17 protein-coding genes are annotated in these 17932 nt (G+C 69.7%); 12 read left to right on the top strand and 5 right to left on the bottom strand.

Annotated elements, in window-relative coordinates; all coding sequences use genetic code 11:
- Window positions 1–61: 61 nt before the first annotated feature.
- A complete protein-coding gene (gene ppa, locus C1H66_RS14185) occupies window positions 62–592 on the bottom strand; it encodes an inorganic diphosphatase (protein WP_102628538.1) in 531 nt (176 codons plus the stop codon).
- Window positions 593–828: 236 nt separating this feature from the next.
- Between ppa and C1H66_RS14180 the strand changes: the two genes are divergently transcribed.
- Window positions 829–2556 carry a bifunctional protein-serine/threonine kinase/phosphatase gene (locus C1H66_RS14180; protein ID WP_102628537.1) on the top strand — a complete coding sequence of 576 codons (1728 nt, stop codon included), beginning with the start codon at window positions 829–831 and terminating at the stop codon, window positions 2554–2556.
- Between the two features lie 57 nt (window positions 2557–2613).
- On the opposite strand, the gene C1H66_RS14175 is transcribed toward C1H66_RS14180, so the two are convergent.
- Window positions 2614–3873: a 6-phosphofructokinase gene (locus C1H66_RS14175; RefSeq protein WP_102628536.1), complete on the bottom strand. Its 1260-nt coding sequence runs from the start codon at window positions 3871–3873 to the stop codon at window positions 2614–2616.
- A 269-nt stretch (window positions 3874–4142) separates the two neighbouring features.
- On the opposite strand from C1H66_RS14175, the gene mpl reads away from it, so the two are divergent.
- The 3 genes from mpl to C1H66_RS14160 all read left to right on the top strand — a co-directional run bounded on the left by mpl (window position 4143) and on the right by C1H66_RS14160 (window position 6848).
- Entirely contained in the window at window positions 4143–5522 is a 1380-nt protein-coding gene (gene mpl / locus C1H66_RS14170) for a UDP-N-acetylmuramate:L-alanyl-gamma-D-glutamyl-meso-diaminopimelate ligase (protein WP_102628535.1), read from the top strand.
- On the top strand, window positions 5515–6129 hold the full coding sequence (locus C1H66_RS14165) for a flavin prenyltransferase UbiX (protein ID WP_102628534.1): 615 nt from the start codon (window positions 5515–5517) through the stop codon (window positions 6127–6129). The genes mpl and C1H66_RS14165 overlap by 8 nt, the downstream gene beginning before the upstream one ends.
- Window positions 6130–6224: 95 nt before the next feature.
- Window positions 6225–6848, top strand: coding sequence for a LysE family translocator (locus tag C1H66_RS14160; protein ID WP_181423467.1), 624 nt, complete (start codon window positions 6225–6227; stop codon window positions 6846–6848).
- A 4-nt stretch (window positions 6849–6852) separates the two neighbouring features.
- Here C1H66_RS14160 and C1H66_RS14155 read toward each other — a convergent pair whose 3' ends face one another.
- The 3 genes from C1H66_RS14155 to C1H66_RS14145 are packed head-to-tail and all read right to left on the bottom strand — an operon-like array spanning window position 6853 to window position 10077.
- Window positions 6853–8256 (bottom strand): bifunctional DedA family/phosphatase PAP2 family protein, encoded by a 1404-nt coding sequence (locus C1H66_RS14155; protein ID WP_102628533.1) that lies wholly within the window; start codon window positions 8254–8256, stop codon window positions 6853–6855.
- 29 nt (window positions 8257–8285) lie between these two features.
- Window positions 8286–9215 (bottom strand): GGDEF domain-containing protein, encoded by a 930-nt coding sequence (locus tag C1H66_RS14150; RefSeq protein WP_102628532.1) that lies wholly within the window; start codon window positions 9213–9215, stop codon window positions 8286–8288.
- Complete coding sequence (locus C1H66_RS14145; RefSeq protein ID WP_102628531.1) at window positions 9208–10077, bottom strand: hypothetical protein; 870 nt, start codon at window positions 10075–10077, stop codon at window positions 9208–9210. Before C1H66_RS14145 ends, C1H66_RS14150 begins: the two co-directional genes overlap by 8 nt.
- A gap of 97 nt (window positions 10078–10174) precedes the next feature.
- Here C1H66_RS14145 and C1H66_RS14140 point away from each other — a divergent pair, with 97 nt between their 5' ends.
- From C1H66_RS14140 to C1H66_RS14105, 8 genes are all read left to right on the top strand, one after another.
- Entirely contained in the window at window positions 10175–11494 is a 1320-nt protein-coding gene (locus tag C1H66_RS14140) for a glutamate-5-semialdehyde dehydrogenase (RefSeq protein ID WP_102628530.1), read from the top strand.
- Between the two features lie 59 nt (window positions 11495–11553).
- Window positions 11554–12183, top strand: coding sequence for a nicotinate-nucleotide adenylyltransferase (gene nadD / locus C1H66_RS14135; RefSeq protein ID WP_102628551.1), 630 nt, complete (start codon window positions 11554–11556; stop codon window positions 12181–12183).
- A gap of 70 nt (window positions 12184–12253) precedes the next feature.
- The gene (gene rsfS, locus C1H66_RS14130; protein WP_102628529.1) at window positions 12254–12631 is read left to right on the top strand and encodes a ribosome silencing factor; all 378 of its coding nucleotides are present in this window, start codon (window positions 12254–12256) and stop codon (window positions 12629–12631) included.
- On the top strand, window positions 12628–13095 hold the full coding sequence (rlmH, locus tag C1H66_RS14125) for a 23S rRNA (pseudouridine(1915)-N(3))-methyltransferase RlmH (RefSeq protein WP_102628528.1): 468 nt from the start codon (window positions 12628–12630) through the stop codon (window positions 13093–13095). Before rsfS ends, rlmH begins: the two co-directional genes overlap by 4 nt.
- A gap of 83 nt (window positions 13096–13178) precedes the next feature.
- Window positions 13179–15086 carry a penicillin-binding protein 2 gene (gene mrdA, locus C1H66_RS14120; RefSeq protein ID WP_102628527.1) on the top strand — a complete coding sequence of 636 codons (1908 nt, stop codon included), beginning with the start codon at window positions 13179–13181 and terminating at the stop codon, window positions 15084–15086.
- 3 nt (window positions 15087–15089) lie between these two features.
- Entirely contained in the window at window positions 15090–16250 is a 1161-nt protein-coding gene (gene rodA / locus C1H66_RS14115) for a rod shape-determining protein RodA (RefSeq protein ID WP_102628526.1), read from the top strand.
- Between the two features lie 26 nt (window positions 16251–16276).
- Window positions 16277–17347: a lytic murein transglycosylase B gene (gene mltB / locus C1H66_RS14110; RefSeq protein WP_102628525.1), complete on the top strand. Its 1071-nt coding sequence runs from the start codon at window positions 16277–16279 to the stop codon at window positions 17345–17347.
- On the top strand, window positions 17344–17932 hold a 589-nt coding region (locus tag C1H66_RS14105), incomplete at its 3' end, for a septal ring lytic transglycosylase RlpA family protein (RefSeq protein ID WP_146010732.1). The genes mltB and C1H66_RS14105, both read left to right, overlap by 4 nt.

The following is a 17932-nucleotide window of genomic DNA, read 5'->3' as shown; positions in this document are numbered from 1 at the left end:
GCCCCGATACGCGAACGGGCCGCCCCTCCGGGCGGCCCGTTCGCGTGTACGAGAGGCGTGATCAGGCCTTCTGGTAGGCGGCCACGGACTTCTCGATCGCCTTGCGGGCGGCCTCGGCGCCTTCCCAGGACTCCACCTTCACCCACTTGCCCTTCTCGAGATCCTTGTAGTTCTCGAAGAAGTGGGCGATCTGCTGGCGCAGCAGCTCGGGCAGGTCGGTGACCTCCTGGACATCGTCATAGAGGGTGGAGAGCTTGGGGTGCGGCACGCAGACCAGCTTGGCATCCTCGCCGGCCTCGTCGGTCATGTTGAGGATGCCCACCGGGCGGGCGCGGATCACGGCGCCGGCCTGCACCGGATAGGGCGTCACCACCAGGGCATCCAGGGGGTCGCCGTCGTCGGCCAGGGTGTGCGGGATGAAGCCGTAGTTGGCCGGGTAGAACATCGGCGTGGCCATGAAGCGGTCGACCAGCAGCGCGCCCATGTCCTTGTCGATCTCGTACTTGATCGGCGCGTGGTTGGCCGGGATCTCGATTGCGACGTAGACGTCGTTGGGGAGTTCCTTGCCGGCGGGGATGTTGTCGAAGTTCATCGTCGCTTCCTTCGGTTGGCGAAAATCCGGATAGGCGAAAAATCCGGCGAATTATACGGAGCCGGGGCGGGTATTACCAATGCGACATAGGTGCCGACGCGGGGCGTGAGTGGCGTGTGCGGCCATGGTTGACACTCCAGCCGCACCGTCACGAGTGTATCATGGTGTTCCGATGAACCCCTGGCCCGTGACGACGTGCCGTTCCGACCCCGAGGTTCGACCCTGAGGAGAGCATCTTGGCATCCGCCCCGCTGTCACTGAGTTATGGACAGGCCTTCGTGGCCCCGGACCTGCGCCGGCATCGCAGCTCGATGTCGGTGCGCGTGCCCGAGCAGACGCTCATGCGTGCCAAGGGTGCCTGTGCGGTGATCAGCGACTCCATCTCGCGCAACGCCATCGCCAAGCAGGCGGGGGACCTCAGCGTTCGCGGTTTCCTGGCGGATTACTTTTCGACCCCCGACCACTGGGACGTCAAGAGCTCGGCCACCCGGGTGCTGCGTGCCCTCAATGGCTGGTGTTATAGCCAAAGCCAGCACCTCGAGGAGGGAAGTTATGTCTCCTCGCTGTCGGCGTTGGTCTACCGGGGTCGCGAGGGGCATCTCTTCCACATGGGCGACACCCTGGTGTTCCGGCTGCGCGGTGCCGAGTTCGAGCAGCTCTCCCGCGATCATGTCACCGACCTGGGTGGTTACCGCTATCCTTCGCGAGCGCTCGGCATGGATGGCAGCATCGACATCGACTACATGCGCATGCCCCTCAAGCAGGGAGACCTCTTCCTGTTCACCACCCAGGTGGCGCAGGGCACCCTGATGCCCTCGGACTACGTGCGGCTGATCCGCCAGGACGCCAGCGACCTGGATGCCGCCTGCGAGCGCCTCGCCGAGGCGGCGGTCGCGCGGGCCCAGGAGCGTGGCTATGGCGCCGAGCAGTTCTGCTTCCAGCTGGTGCGCATCGATCAACTGCCCGACGAGGAGCAGGACACGCCGGGACGGGTCTACGGCGACCTGCCGATCCCCCCCGAGCTCTCCCCCGGCGAGCGCCTGGACGGGCTGGAGGTTCAGGCGGTGCTGTCGCGTACCGCCCAGTCGCGGGTCTACCGCGTGCGCGACGTGCACACCGAGCGAGAGATGGTGATGAAGGCGCCGAGCCCGGAGCTCTCGAACCGCAATGCCTACCTGGAGCACTTCCTGCTCCAGCAGTGGGTGGTGGAGCGGGTCAAGTCGCCGTTCGTGGTCCGCATCATGGAGCCCTCGCGGCCGCGCCGCCATCTCTACTACCTGATGGCCTACGTGGAGGGGGAGACCCTGACCGAGTGGGCACGACGGCATCCCCAGGCGAGCCTGGTCCAGCGCCTGGACATCGCCAATCAGCTCGGCAAGGCGGTACAGGCGCTGCACCACCGCGACCTGCTGCACCAGCAGATCCATCCCGGCAATGTGCTGATCGACACCCATGGCCAGGTAGTGCTGACCGACTTCAGTGCCTGCCACCTGCGTGACGTGGACGGCCACAAGCGCTCGCGGGAACTGGTGCGCCAGGTGGGTCTCACCGAGCACAGCGCCCCGGAGTATGCCCTGGACGACTCGGTGGGGCGGCGCAGCGACCAGTACTCCCTTGCCTCCACCGTCTACTGGCTGCTGACCGGCGAGCTGCCCTATGCCCTGACCCCCGACCGATTGCGCGGCCACACCGACCTGGAGCAGCTCGCCTATCGCAGCGCTCGCACCCTCAACCCCGAGGTGACGCCGGCACTGGACGATGCCCTGCGCCGGGCGCTGGACCCGCAGCGCGCGCTGCGCTACCGGCGCATGTCGGAGTTCCTCCATGCGCTGCGCCAGCCGCTGGGGGCCGAGCGTGGCAGCTCGCACGCCAGCCCGCGCATGCTGCGTGAACCGGGCGGTTTCTGGCAGGGGGTGGCGGGCATCCTGCTGCTGCTGCTGGTGCTGTCGTGGCTGCTTCGTTAGCTGCGTGAGCCGCGCGCGCCACGGGCCACGACCAGCTCGTAGCCCGCAGCCCGCAGCCTAGAGCTTGAACTCGGGCAGCTTGCGTTCGGCCTTGGCGCGCTTGAGGTGGGCGACCTTCGGCAGGCCGTTCTCGAACGGCGGGAAGTCCTCGCCCTGGATCAGCGGCGAGAGGTACTGGCGGCACGCCTCGGTGATCCCGAAACCGTCCTCGCGGATGTACTCCCGGGGCATGAACTTCTCGCGGTTGGCGACCTCGGCCAGCGGCGCGGCCTCGATGCGCCAGGCGTAGGGGGCGTCGGAGACGCGCTTGATCGCCGGCATCATGGCGTTCTTGCCCTCGAGGGCGAGCTCCACGGCCTTCTCGCCCACCGCGTAGGCCTGGTCGACGTCGGTCTTCGAGGCCAGGTGGCGGGCGGCACGCTGCAGGTAGTCGGCCACCGCCCAGTGGTACTTGTAGCCCAGGTCCTGCTTGACCATGCCGGCCAGCGTCGGCGCCACGCCGCCCAACTGGCGGTGGCCGAAGGCGTCGGTGTTGCCGGAGTCGGCGAGGAAGGTGCCGTCCTCGTAGCGGGCGCCCTCGGAGACCACGATCACGCAGTAGCCGTACTTGCGCACCGCCTCCTCGACCCGGGTCATCACCCTGGCGCGGTCGAAGGGCACCTCGGGGAAGATCACCAGGTGGGGCGGCTCGCCCTCGCCGTTGCCGGCCAGGGCGCCGGCGGCGGCGATCCAGCCGGCGTGGCGGCCCATCACCTCGAGCACGAACACCTTGGTGGAGGTGGCGCACATGGAGGCGATGTCCAGCGAGGCTTCCAGGGTCGAGGTGGCGATGTACTTGGCCACGCTGCCGAAGCCCGGCGAGTTGTCGGTGATCGGCAGGTCGTTGTCCACGGTCTTGGGCACGTGGATGGCGGTCAGCGGATAGCCCAGCTTCTCGGAGAGCTGAGAGACCTTGAGGCAGGTGTCGGCGCTGTCGCCGCCGCCGTTGTAGAAGAAGTAGCGGATGTCGTGGGCCTTGAACACCTCGATCAGCCGCTCGTACTGGGCGCGGTGGCTCTCGATATCCTTGAGCTTGTAGCGGCAGGAGCCGAAGGCGCCGCCCGGGGTGTGGCGCAGGGCGGCGATGGTGTCGTCGGACTCCTGGCTCACATCGATCAGGTCCTCGGTCAGGGCGCCGATGATGCCGTTGTGGCCGGCATAGATCTTGCCGATGCGGTCCGGGTGGCGGCGGCAGGCCTCGATCACGCCGCAGGCGCTGGCGTTGATCACGGCGGTGACGCCGCCGGACTGGGCGTAGAAGGCGTTGTGCTGGGCCATGGGGGCTTTCCTGCTCCTGGGTAGCGTCCAGGAATCACTGAATAGAGGCGTGGGCGACCGCGGCGTCGGCCTATTCGGTGATTCCTTCGGGGTTCGAAAGGGGTCTGATTCTAGCCGAAAGCGGCATGGGCTGCATCTGCGCGGTCACCGGGCCCAAGAGGGCTTGTGTGCCGTCCACGACGGTGCTCGCTGGAGCGCGCCGCGGGCGCCATGCTAGTCTCCCGTGACCGCGCCGCGGCCCGCGGCGGCACGATGCAGTCGGAGACAGCATGCACCTTCACATTCTCGGCATCTGCGGCACCTTCATGGGTAGCCTGGCGCTGCTGGCCCGTGAACTGGGCCTCACGGTCAGCGGCTCGGATGCCAATGTCTATCCGCCCATGAGCACCCAGCTCGAGGAGGCCGGCATCCATCTGGCCGAGGGCTACGCGGCCGCCAATCTCACGCCGCGTCCCGACCTGGTGGTGGTCGGCAACGCCCTCTCCCGGGGCAATCCCGAGGTCGAGGCGCTGCTCGACCGGGGGATGCCCTATGTCTCCGGTCCCCAGTGGCTCGCCGAGCATGTCCTGGCCGGACGGCGGGTGATCGCCGTGGCCGGGACCCACGGCAAGACCACCACGGCGAGCCTGCTGGCCTGGCTGCTGGAATCCGCCGGCCTCGCTCCGGGCTTCCTGATCGGCGGCGTGCCGCGCAACTTCGGCGTCTCGGCGCGTCTCGGCGCCCATGACGCGCCCTTCGTGGTCGAGGCCGACGAGTACGACACCGCGTTCTTCGACAAGCGCTCCAAGTTCGTCCACTACCGCCCCGAGATCGCCATCCTCGGCAATCTCGAGTTCGATCATGCGGACATCTTCCCCGATCTGGCCGCCATCGAACGGCAGTTCCACCACCTGGTGCGCACCGTGCCCGGCCGTGGCCGGCTGCTGGTGGCCGACGGCGAACCGGCGCTGGACCGGGTGCTCGAGCAGGGCTGCTGGACGCCGGTGGTGCGCTTCGGCGGGGAGGCCTCCAGCCCCTGGCGGCTGGCGCTCGAGCGCGAGGACGCCTCGCGCTTCCGGGTGATCCACCAGCAGGACGCGGCGGATGAGGACGCCGTGGTCGACTGGCCGTTGACCGGCGCCTACAACGCCCGCAACGCCCTGGCCGCGCTGGCGGCGGCACACGCCTGCGGGGTCGACCTGGCACGGGGCTGCGCGGCGCTGTCGCGCTTCGAGTCCCCCCGCCGGCGCCAGGAGCTGCGTGGCGAGGTGGCCGGGATCCAGGTGATCGACGACTTCGCCCACCACCCCACGGCCATCGCCGCCACCCTGGAGGGGCTGCGCGCCGCCACCCCCCGCGGCCGGCTGCTGGCGGTGGTCGAGCCGCGCTCCAATACCATGCGCCTGGGCACCCTGCGCGATCGCCTCGCCGCCAGCGTCGGCGCCGCCGACGCCGCCTTCTGGTACCAGCCTCCGGGGCTCGACTGGTCGCTGGCGCCGCTGCTCGCCGCGAGCCCGGTACCGTCCCGGCTCCACGAGGATCTCGACGCCCTGGTCGATGCCCTGGTGGCCGAGGCGCGGCCGCTCGATCGCATCGTGGTGATGTCCAACGGCGGCTTCGGCGGCATCCACGAGAAGCTGCTCGCCGCGCTGGAGGCCGCCCATGGCTGACGATCTGCGAGAACCGGTCACGGTGGCCATCACAGGCGCCTCCGGGGCCCAGTACGGCCTGCGCCTGATCGAGGCGCTGGTGGCAGCCGACCACGCGGTGTGGGTGATGATCTCCAAGGCCGCCCATCTGGTCATCACCACCGAGACCGGGGTCGACCTGCCGGCTCGCCCGCAGCGGCTGGCCGAGGCGCTCACCGAGCGCTGCGGGGCAGTGGCGGGGCAGATCCGCTGCTTCGGCCGCGAGGACTGGATGGCGCCGGTGGCCTCGGGGTCCGGGGCGCCGTCGGCGATGGTGATCTGTCCCTGCTCCACCGGCACCCTCTCGGCGGTGGCCACCGGCGCCAGCAACAACCTGATCGAGCGCGCCGCCGACGTGACCCTCAAGGAGCGCCGCCGCTTGATCCTGGTGCCCCGCGAGACGCCGCTGTCGGCGATCCACCTCGAGCACATGCTGACCCTGACCCGCATGGGCGCGGTGATCCTGCCGGCGGCGCCGGGGTTCTACCATCAGCCGCAGCGCATCGACGACCTGGTCGACTTCATCGTGGCGCGGATCCTCAACCAGCTGGGAATCGAGCATCGCCTGATGCCACGCTGGGGCGGGTGAGGGGGCTCCCGGTACGGGAGTCGTCATGGCGGTGTCACCCGCTCCTGCCAGGCTGGGGGCGCCAGGCTGGGCAGACAAGGACGAGGCCTTCGCTGATGATCAAGTTGTCGCTGCTGTCGGTCTTCGTGCCGACCTTCCTGTTCGTATCGCTGACCCCCGGCATGTGCATGACGCTCTCCATGGTGCTGGGGATGACCCAGGGCGTGAAACGGACCCTGTGGATGATGGCCGGCGAGCTGGTCGGCGTGGGCCTGGTGGCCGCCGCCGCCGGTGCCGGGGTGGCCACGCTGATGCTGCGTCAGCCGGCGCTGTTCGCGTTGTTCAAGTGGGTGGGCGGCGCCTACCTGGGGTATCTGGGGGTGATGATGTGGCGCTCCCGCGGGCGCATGGCGATTCCCCTCGAGAGGCTCGAATTGCCGCCGGCCTCCCGCGGTCAGCTGGCGCTGCAGGGCTTTCTCACCGCCGTGGCCAACCCCAAGGGCTGGGCCTTCTTCGTCGCCCTGCTGCCGCCCTTCCTCGACGCCTCGCGGGCGCTGGCCGGCCAGCTCGGCGTGCTGATCGCGGTGATACTGACCATCGAGTTCCTCTGCCTGGTGCTCTACGCCGCCGGCGGGCGCAGCCTGCGCCGGCTGCTCGGCGAGAGTGACAACGTGCGCCTGCTCAACCGTCTCGCCGGCTCGCTGATGGTTGGCGTCGGGGTGTGGCTGGCCCTGGGGTAGGGGCCTAGACCGGCGGTAGCCAGGCCACCCGGGCGCCGACCAGGACCAGCGAAGCGGCAGCGAGCCACCACCAGGGGCAGGGCGCGAGCGGCGGATGGGGCTTCTGCTGCCAGGCCAGGCGCACCAGGGCGCAGACCACCAGGCCGAGCAGGGCGCCCCCGACCAGGTCGCTGAGCCAGTGCACGCCGATCACCAGCCGCGAGAGCGCCATGGGGACGACGAGCAGGATCGCCCCCCAGTAGACCCAGTGGCGCTGTCGGTGGGGCAGCTCCTGGGCGATGAAGGCGGCGGCCAGGCCGGCGACCACCACGGCGGTGGAGGCGTGGGCACTGGGGTAGGCCAGGGAGCCGGTCAGGTAGTCCGGCGTGCCGGGGCGGTCGCGACCGATCAGTGCCTTGCCCAGGGTGTTGAGCAGCGCGATGCCGCCGAGGCCGGCGGCGATGTGCACGAAGGCCGCCAGGTGGCGCTTCCACAGCAGCCAGAGCCCCCAGGGCAGCACCAGGGCCAACACCCCGTAGGTGTCGCCGATCCGGGCGAGCACCTGGCCGACTCGCGCCAGGGCGGGGGAGGTCAGGGCCGCGAAGAGCGAGTCGACGCGCAGGTCCATGTTCAGCGGGCCCTGGTGCTGGATCACCATCAGGGTCCAGCCCGAGAGGGCGCCCAGGGTGAGGATCAGCAGCAGCCAGCTGGCCAGCGGCACCTCGCCCCGACCTCGCCAGCTCTGGGCCAGCCACAGGCGGCGCATCACCGGATGGCGCCGTGCGCCGTTGGCCGCCAGGCGATAGAGGCGCCCGGGGCGGGTGACCTGCTGGCGCAGCCAGGAGAACACCACCACCAGCGCCACCAGCAGTACGGCCAGGGCGATCAGCCAGGTCTCGGTGCCCTCCGGCAGGTCGAGCAGCTGTTGCCAGGTGCGCCCCAGCAGATAGCCGGGCAGTACGTAGGCGGGGGCCCACAGGGCCGCCGAGGCAAGGTTGGCCCAGGTGAAGGCGCGTGGCGACATGTGCAGCATGCCGGCGATCAACGGCACCATGGGGCGTACCGGGCCGACGAAGCGGCCGAAGAACACCGACAGGGTGCCGTAGCGCTGGAAGAAGCGGGCGCCCCGGGCCAGCCACTCCGGGTGGTGAGAGAGGGGCCACAGGCGAGTCACCCTCTCGCGCTGGGTGTAGCCCAGCAGGAAGCTCGCCCCGTCACCCACCACGGCGCCGACGAAGGCGACCGCGATGACCGCCGCCAGGGCGATTTCCTGATGGCCGGCCAGGGAGGCGGCGGCGGTGATCAGCACGACGCCGGGCACCAGCAGGCCGACCAGGGCCAGGGACTCGACCAGGGCGATGGCGGCGATGAGCAGCAGCAGCAGGGGCGGGGACGGGGTCAGCTGATAGAGGGTATCGGCAAGGCTCAAGAGGACGCTCCGTGGTCGGCGGCGGGGAATCAGATCTCGGCCAGGCGCTGGGTTCGGGTCTGCAGGCGCTGCTCGAAGTGTTCCGGTGACTCCCGCGGTTGCAGCAGGCAGAGTGTCATGCGGGTCTCGATCGTGCCGAGCTCCAGCAGTACCGTCCGCTGCAGCGACTGTTCGAGGCGCTGGCGCACCAGCATGGCGCCGTTCTCGCTGGTGTCGGGCAGCACCAGCCAGAAGTCGGCCGGCCCTTCCCGGCCCAGCAGGTCATGGTCGCGGCAGCGCTTGTCGACCTCCTGGCAGACGGCGTCGAGCAGGGCCTGGCGGACCCGGGGGCCGAACTGCTCGCCGGCCATGTCGAACTGAGGCAGGTGCAGCAGCAGTACCGCCAGGCGCTGGTCCAGCAGGTCGGCGCGCTCGCACTCGCTGTGCAGCCGGTCGTGAAGGGTTTCGCGGTTGGTGGCGGGGCAATCCGGGTCGCGTGGATCGGTGGCCCGCAGCAAGGCCTGCTGACGCAGGAATTCCCAGGGCGTCAGGCCGGCCACCACCACCAGGGCCAGGTAGCTCAGCGTCAGGTCGCGATCGAGATGTTGGTCGCCGACCAGAATCAGCCAGATCGGCACCAGCATGACGTTGAGCAGCATGGCCGGCCCCAGCGGCAGCAGCAGCAGGGTGAGCACCGCCGGCAGGCCCAGCCACAGGGGCGCCAGCGACGCCTGCTGGGGGAGCTCGACGGCGATCAGCAGGTAGCCGCAGATCAGCACCAGATAGGCCGAGAGCCTCCCGTGGTCGTCCTGGCCCAGGCGCAACAGGGCGGCGAGCAGCATCAAGGGGGTCAGCAACACCGGGAGCAGGATGCTCGGATAGTCGCCCATCAGGTAGAGCCACAGGGCATGGCCGAGCAGCAGCAGGGCGCCGGTGCTGTAGACCAGGGCGTGCAACCGCGCGGGGCGGGGCTCAATCATGCTCGAGTCCTCGGATCACGGCCAGGGGCGTGTGCTGTCGCTCCAGGGCGCGGCATTCGTCGCCGAGCGACTCGACCCGGGACAGGGCGGTGACGCGCAATCGAGCCGTCGTGTCGAGGGCGCTCAGCAGCCGGTCGCGGCGCTGCTCGGCCTGCTCGGCATCGCGACTGAGCAGCAGGGTCGCCAGGGTGCGGCGGTCGAGGCGGTAGCAGTTCTCGAAGCTGCGGGTGGACCGGCAGAGCCGGCGGGCCAGTGGCCAGAGCCGGCCGGGCGAGGTCTGGAGGATCAACAGCTCGGCATGAACGCCTTCGCGCTGGGCTCGGGCCCGCTCGCGAACCAGGTCGTGGGAGAGCTGGTTCCGGGGCCAGAGGCGCAGCCCCGGGATCAGGCGCATGCGGCGCCGGGCCGGGCCGCGCAGCGGCTGCAGGTCGCGGCTGCGGACCAGGCCGAGGAGCAACAGGCCGGCCAGGACCAGCCCCGAGAGAGCGGCCTGTTCCAGGCCCATCCTGTCCAGCAGCGACCACCAGGTGAGGGCGGCGAGCAGCACGTTGAGCGCCGCCATCCAGGCGGGCTGGGGCAGCATGATCAGCACCGCCCAGGCCCATAGCCAGATCAGGTAGCGCTCGGGGGCTACCCACAGCAGGGCAGCCAGCAGCAGGCTGGGCAGCAGTTGCCACGGCACCATGGCCGGACGGCGATGGCTGAACTCCAGCAGCACGGCGGTCACCCCCAGCCAGCCCGTCGCCAGCCACAGGAGCAGGGCCTCGGGGAGGGTGGGCGCGGCGGGGGCGAGCAACGCCAGCAACAGGGCCGCGGCCAGCAGGTTGCCCCGCAGCAGGCCGATTTTGTACTTGCTCTGCATGGTGGCTTACTATGAATCCCTTCCCGGTTTTCCGCACAGTATAACGCCGGTGCCGCCCCTGTCTCGGCGACACCGGCCTCAGGAGACACTCTACGGCATGACTGCGCACGCCTCCCACTCCGATTCGTCCTCTGTCCTGGCTGCCGGTACCGAGAGTATCGGCGATGTCGATACCTATATGGAGCGCCTCGGCCAGGCGGCCCGTAGCGCCGCCACCGCGATGCGCCGCACCCCCACCGGGGCCAAGAACGCCGCGCTGCTGGCCATGGCCGAGCGGCTCATCGAGGCGCGCGCCGAGCTGCTCGCCGCCAATGCCCGCGATCTGGCGCGGGGGCGGGAGAGCGGTCTGGACACCGCGCTGCTCGAGCGACTGGCGCTCGACGACGGGCGTATCGACGCCATGGTCGAGGGGCTCACCCAGGTCGCGGCGCTGCCGGATCCGGTGGGCGAGATCGATGGCCTGCGCTCGCGACCCAGCGGCATCCAGGTGGGCCAGATGCGGGTGCCCCTGGGGGTGATCGGCATCATCTACGAGTCACGGCCCAACGTCACCCTGGAAGCCGCCAGTCTCTGTCTCAAGTCCGGGAACGCCTGCATCCTGCGTGGTGGTTCCGAGGCCCGCGAGTCGAACGCCGCCATCGCCGCCTGCATCCGTGCCGGGCTCGCCGATGCCGGGCTGCCCGAGGGGGCGGTACAGGTGGTGGCGACCACCGACCGCGCCGCCGTGGGCCGGCTGATCGCCATGCCCGAATACGTCGACGTGATCATTCCGCGGGGTGGCAAGTCGCTGATCGAGCGCATCTCTCGCGAGGCGCGGGTACCGGTGATCAAGCACCTGGACGGGGTCTGCCACGTCTACATCGATGCCACCGCCGACCCGCAGAAGGCCCTGGCCATTGCGGTGAACGCCAAGACCCATCGCTACGGGACCTGCAACACCATGGAGACCCTGCTCGTGGACGCGCCGGTGGCCGAGGCGCTGTTGCCGAAGCTGGCCGCCGCCTATGCCGAGCACGGCGTCGAGCTGCGCGGCTGCGAGCGTACGCGCACCATTCTCCCCGAGGCGGTTCCCGCCACCGAGGAGGATTGGCATGCCGAATACCTGGCGCCGGTGCTGGCGATCCGCGTGGTCGACGGCATGGACGCGGCGGTCGCGCATATCGAGCGCTACGGCTCGCACCACACCGATGCCATCGTCACCGAGCACTACGGCCTGGCCCGCCGCTTCATGGCCGAGGTGGACTCCAGTTCGGTGATGGTCAATGCCTCGACCCGCTTCGCCGACGGCTTCGAGTACGGCCTGGGTGCCGAGATCGGCATCTCCACCGACAAGCTCCACGCCCGTGGCCCGGTGGGCCTCGAAGGGCTCACCACCCGCAAGTACATCGTCCTCGGTGACGGCCAGGTTCGCCAGTGACGCCCGAGACGTCGCGCCGACTGCCGGCGCGGGCCGGTGACCCGCCGCCGCGGGTGGCCATGCTCGGCGGGACCTTCGACCCGGTGCACCTGGGCCACCTGCGCAGCGCCGTGGAGCTGCGCGAGGCGCTCGACCTCGACCGGGTGCACATGATTCCCGCCAGCACGCCGCCGCTGCGGGGCGAGCCGCATGTCGCGCCCGCCGAGCGCCTCGCGCTGCTGCGCCTGGGTATCGGCGACACCCCGGGGCTCACCGCCGATCCTCGCGAACTGTGCAGGGACGGCCCCTCCTACAGCGCCGATACCCTGGCCTCGCTACGCGGGGAGCTCGGCGAACGGGCTCGCCTGGTGATGGCGCTGGGCCATGACGCCTTCCGGCGGCTGGCCGACTGGCACGAGCCCGAGCGGCTCTTCGCGCTGGCCCATGTGGTGGTGATCGACCGCCCCGGCTTCGAAGCGCCGCTGCCGGCGGCGCTGAAGGCGCTGCTCGCCGGGCGCGAGGTCGGCTCCCCGGAGGCGCTGATGGCCCGGCCGGCGGGATCGCTGCTGCGCCTGGCGCTGCCCTCGCGCATGGTGATCTCGGCCACCGAGGTGCGTCGGCGCCTGGCCGAGGGGCGCAGCGTGCGCTACCTGCTGCCCGAGGCGGTGGAGGCGCGCATCCTCGCCCATGGTTTCTATTCCGGTTCCTGAGAGCAGCCGCAACCCGGTACAATGATGGTAACCACGATTTCGCTTCAACGAGGGGCTGACACGAAGGGCTATGCAAATCGACGCACTCAAGACTCTGGCGGTGGACGCGCTGGAGGAACTCAAGGCCAGGGACATCAGCCTGATGGATGTCTCGCGCCTGACCAGCGTGACCGACCTGATGGTGATCGCCAGCGGCACTTCCACTCGCCATGTGGCGGCGCTGGCCGACAACGTGGTCGAGAAGGCCAAGGCCGGCGGCGTCCAGCCGCTGGGCGTCGAGGGCGAGAACGGTGCCGACTGGGTGCTGGTGGATCTCGGCGACCTGGTGGTCCACGTGATGCTGCCCGAGACCCGCCAGCTCTATGATCTCGAGCGCCTCTGGGCCGACCTGCCCAGCGACGCGGAGGTGCGCGGTTCGCGCAGCGGAGGCGAGGCGGGCGGCGCATGAGGGTCCGCCTGCTGGCGGTGGGGACCCGCATGCCGGGCTGGGTGACCCAGGGCGTCGAGGAGTATCGCAAGCGGTTGCCCCGTGACTTCACCCTGGAGGTGGAGGAGATCGCTCCCGGGCAGCGCGGCAAGAATGCCGACGTGACCCGGGCGGTCGCCCTCGAGGCCGAGCGACTCCGGGCCCGCCTCCGGGGCGACGAGCGGGTGGTGGCCCTTGAGGTGGGCGGCAAGCCGTGGAGCACCGAGCAACTGGCCCGGGAAGCCGAGGCGTGGCGTCTCGAGGGGCGTGACGTGGTCCTGCTGGTGGGTGGGCCGGACGGCCTCGAGCCGTCGCTCTCGGCCACTGCCGACCAGCGCTGGTCGCTGTCGCCGCTGACCCTGCCCCACCCGCTGGTGCGCATCCTGCTCGCCGAGCAGCTCTACCGTGCCTGGACCCTGATGGTCGGGCATCCCTATCACCGTTGAGCCGTCCCCGACCCTCGAAGGTGTCCCTGTAACCGACATGAGCCCGCCGCAGTGCGAGGCGTCTGCCGAGGCCATTGCCGAGAATGCGTGAGCGACGCGACACCCTGAAGAACCCCGAGCAGGAGCTGCGCATCTTTCGCGTGCGCTCGCTGCTGGCGGTGCTGCTGGTCTTCGCCATGACCGGTCTGCTGATGGGGCGGCTGGTCTATCTGCAGGTGGTGCAGCATGAGGTCTACAGCACCCGCTCGGAGAAGAACCGGGTCCGGGTGGAGCCGCTGCCGCCTACTCGCGGCCTGATCTACGATCGCAACGGCGAGCTGCTGGCCGAGAACCGCCCCACCTACAACCTTACCCTGGTGCGGGAGCGGGTCGACGACCTGGATGCCACTCTGACCCTGCTGGTGCGTCTCCTCGAGCTGCCCGATGAGGAGGCCGAGGCCTTCCGGGTACGGTCGCGCCAGCGCCAGCGCCCCTTCCAGCCGGCGCTGTTGATGAGCGACCTCGACGAGGACCAGATCGCTCGACTGGCGGTCAACCGGCATCGCCTGCCCGGGGTCGAGGTGGAGGCCCAGCTGCTGCGCTACTATCCGGACGCCGAGATCATGGCCCATGCGCTGGGTTACGTGGGTCGCATCAACGCCGAGGAGCTCGAGACCCTGGACACCGGCCGCTATGCCGGCACCCACTTCATCGGCAAGACCGGCGTCGAGCGCTTCTACGAGGATGCCCTGCATGGCCAGGCGGGGCTGCGCAAGGTCGAGACCAACGCCCGCGGCCGGGTGCTGCGCGAGCTCGGTCGTACCGACCCGGTGCCGGGACAGAACCTGACCCTGACCCTCGACAAGGAGCTGCAGCAGCTCGCCTATGAACTGCTCGACGGCCGGCGCGGCTCCATCGTCGCCATCGCGCCCGCGACCGGCGAGATCCTGGCCATGGTCTCGGTCCCGGGGTTCGACAGCAACCAGTTCGTGACCGGCATCGACGTGGCCTCCTACCGGGCGCTGCAGGAGGACATCGACCTGCCGCTGTTCAACCGCGCCATTCGCGGCCAGTATCCACCGGGCTCGACCATCAAGCCCTTCCTGGCCCTGGCCGGCCTGGTCGAGGGGGTGATCACCCCGGACAAGACCATCTTCGACCCGGGCTACTACCAGTTGCCCAACGATTCGCGGCGTTACCGCAACTGGCTGCGCTGGGGCCATGGCCGGGTCGACATGGAGCGCTCCATCGCCGTGTCCAACAACACTTATTACTATTCGCTGGCCCACGACATGGGCATCGACCGGCTCCACGACAGCATGAGCGCCTTCGGCTTCGGCCAGCGGGTCGGTCACGACGTCTTCGGCGAGAGCACCGCCCTGATGCCGTCGCGGGACTGGAAGCGCGGCCGCTTCAACCAGCCCTGGTACCCCGGCGAGACCCTGTCGGTGGGGATCGGCCAGGGGTACTGGCAGGTCACCCCGCTGCAACTGGCCACCGCTACCGCGGTGCTCGCCAACCGGGGGCAGTGGGTCAAGCCGCGGCTGGCCAGCCGGATCGGTGACGACCCGGTGCCGCTGGCGTTGCCCGAGACCCCGGCGGACATCGAGCTTGCCTCCGACGGCTGGTGGGACAAGGTGTTCTCCGGCATGGAGAAGGTGCTCAGCGGCAGCGAGGGCACGGCGCGGCGTACCGGGGTCGGGCTCGATTACCGCATGGGGGGCAAGTCGGGCACCGCCCAGGTCTTCTCGCTGGGCCAGGACCAGCGCTACGACGCCGAGGAGCTCGCTGAGCGGCTGCGCGATCACGCGCTGTTCATGGCCTTCGCCCCCCTCGAGGAGCCGCAGATCGCCGTGTCGGTGATCGTCGAGAACGCCGGGGGCGGCAGTACCCATGCGGCGCATCTGGCGCGGGCCATGACCGATGCCTGGCTCCTCGACGACGAGGAGCCCGACGTCGAGGAGCTGCGCGAAGCGATGGAGAACGATACCGGCAACGTGGCGGGGAACTGACCCATGGCATTGATCGATCTGACCCGCGCCCTGCGTGGCCATCCGGTGCGCCCCCCCCAGAGCGGCATCGCCCGTCGTCGCACCGTCTGGGAGCGAACCCACCTCGACCCCTGGCTGCTGGCCATGTTGCTGGTGCTGATGCTGGCCGGGCTGGTGGTGCTCTACAGCGCCAGTGGTCAGCGACTCGAGGCGGTGGTCGCTCAGGGCATTCGCTTCGGGGTGGCGCTGGTGGTGATGCTGCTGCTGGCCCAGCTGTCACCATCCACACTGCTGCGCTGGGCGTTGCCGGCCTATGCCGTTGGCCTGTTGATGCTGGTGGCGGTGGAGCTGGTGGGCGACATGGGCATGGGGGCCCAGCGCTGGCTGGTGATTCCCGGGGTCATTCGCTTCCAGCCGTCGGAGATGATGAAGCTGGCGATGCCACTGATGGTGGCGGCCTACCTCAGCCGTCGCGAGCTGCCCCCGCGCGTGAAGGACCTGGCGGTCTGCGCACTGCTCATCGGGGCGCCGGTGGCGCTGATCGCCAAGCAGCCCGATCTGGGCACCTCACTGCTGGTGGCCACGGCGGCGGTCTTCGTGGTGTTGCTGGCCGGACTCTCCTGGCGTTTCATCGCCGTGCTGGCCGGCCTGGTGGCGGCGGCCCTGCCGGTGCTGTGGATGAACCTGCACAATTATCAGCGCCAGCGGGTGCTGACCTTCCTCGATCCCAACAGCGACCCGCTGGGGTCGGGCTGGAACATCATCCAGTCGACCACCGCCATCGGCAGCGGCGGGCTGTTCGGCAAGGGCTGGCTGCAGGGCACCCAGTCACAGCTCGAGTTCCTGCCCGAGCGACACACCGATTTCATCGTCGCGGTACTCGGCGAGGAGTTCGGGCTGGCCGGCATGCTGGCGGTGCTGGTGCTCTACCTGCTGATCATCAGTCGCGGCCTGTGGCTGGCCGCCGGTGCCCAGGACACCTTCGGGCGCCTGCTGGCCGGGAGCATCGTTCTGACCTTCTTCATCTACGTCTTCGTCAACGTGGGCATGGTCAGCGGCATCCTGCCGGTGGTCGGGGTACCGCTGCCGCTGGTCAGTTATGGCGGCACCTCCAGCGTGACCTTGCTGGCCGGTTTCGGTATTCTCATGGCCATTCACGCTCACCGTAGGTTGCTGCCGCGCTAGCCGCCGACGCAGGAGAGGGCAAGAGAATGACGGTGTCCCGTTTTCAAGGACCGAGGAAGGGCCTGGCCGTGATCGCCTGTGCCGGATTGTCGCTGCTGGCGCAGGGCGCCCAGGCCGCAGTGGATTTCGATCCCGCCCGACACGCAGCGGTGGGGGCGCTGGTCGAGGAGCTCGCCGAAAGGGGCATCGAGCGCGACTGGCTCGAGGCGGCCATGCGCGACGCCGCCTTCCAGCAGGGCGTGCTCGATGCCATGGAGGGCGCCGCCGAGCGCCGCCTGCGCTGGGACGAGTATCGCGAGATCTTCCTGCAGCCCGAGCGCATCGCTCGCGGCGTGGCCTTCATCGAGGCCCATCGCGACGCCTTCGAGCGCGCCGAGGCCCAGTACGGCGTGCCCGCCGAGGTGATCGCCGCCATCATCGGCGTCGAGACCAGTTACGGCCGCTTTACCGGCCGTCATCGGGTGCTCGATTCGCTCTCCACCCTGGCCTTCCACCATCCAGTGCGTGGTGCCTTCTTTCGTGGCGAACTGGCGGCCTTCCTGGAGATCACCCGCGAGCAGGGGGTCGATCCCGGCAGCCTCGAGGGCTCCTACGCGGGCGCCATGGGCTATCCGCAGTTCATCCCCACCAGCTACCGCGCCTATGCGGTCGACTTCGACGGTGACGGCATCCGCGATCTCTGGACCAATCCGGTCGACGCCATCGGTAGCGTGGGCAACTATTTCGCCGAGCACGGCTGGCGCCCTGGGGCACCGATCTATGCCGAGGCCGAGGGGCCAGAGGCGTTGCCCGACGAGGTCGAGTTCAACCTCACCCGGCCGCCCTACGCCGAGGTCGAGACGCTGCGTCGGGCGGGCATCCAGCCGCGGGGCGAGCTCGACGACGGGCAGCCGGTGGTGCCGCTGGCCCTCGATCACGCCGACGACGTTCTTCGCTATCGTCTCGGCCACGAGAACTTCTATGTGATCACCCGCTACAATCACAGCCACCTCTATGCCATGGCGGTGACCGAGCTGGCCGAGGCGATCCGTGACGCCCAGGCGCTCGAGGCGATTCCCCTGAGGCCCCGTGGCGATGACGCGGAGGGGCGCTCATGAAGGCCTGGCCGGGAGCACTAGCCGTCGTGCTGCTGCTGGCCGGCTGTGCCGGCGGTGGTGGATCCCCGCCATCCGGCGAGCGCGGGGCCGCCGCGCCGGCGGCGGCCACCGGGAGCGGCGAGCGTTACGCCATGTCCGGCGACGCCTATCCCGAGGAGCCGCCGGACGTCAGCGAGGTGCCCGATGCGGTACCGCGTATCGAACCTCCATCCCGGGGCGGGAACCGGCCCACCTACGAGGTATGGGGCAAGACCTATCAGGTGCTGCCCGACGCCCGCGGCTATGCCCGCCAGGGCACGGCGTCCTGGTACGGCGAGAAGTTCCATGGTTACGCCACCTCCAACGGCGAGATCTACGACATGTACAAGATGAGTGCCGCTCATCGCTCGCTGCCACTGCCCAGCTTCGTGCGGGTGACCAGTCTCGACAACGGCAATTCGGTGATCGTGCGCGTCAACGATCGCGGCCCCTTCCACAACGACCGCGAGATCGATCTCTCCTACGCCGCCGCCGCGCGCCTCGATATCCTCGGTCGCGGCACCGGGCGAGTGAAGGTGGAGGCCATCGATATCGAGCGCTGGCTGG

It is taken from the genome of Halomonas heilongjiangensis (assembly GCF_002879645.1).
Lineage (GTDB): Bacteria > Pseudomonadota > Gammaproteobacteria > Pseudomonadales > Halomonadaceae > Halomonas > Halomonas heilongjiangensis.
Note: the sequence above shows the minus strand (reverse complement) of the source record. Positions and strands in the feature narration are given on the sequence as shown.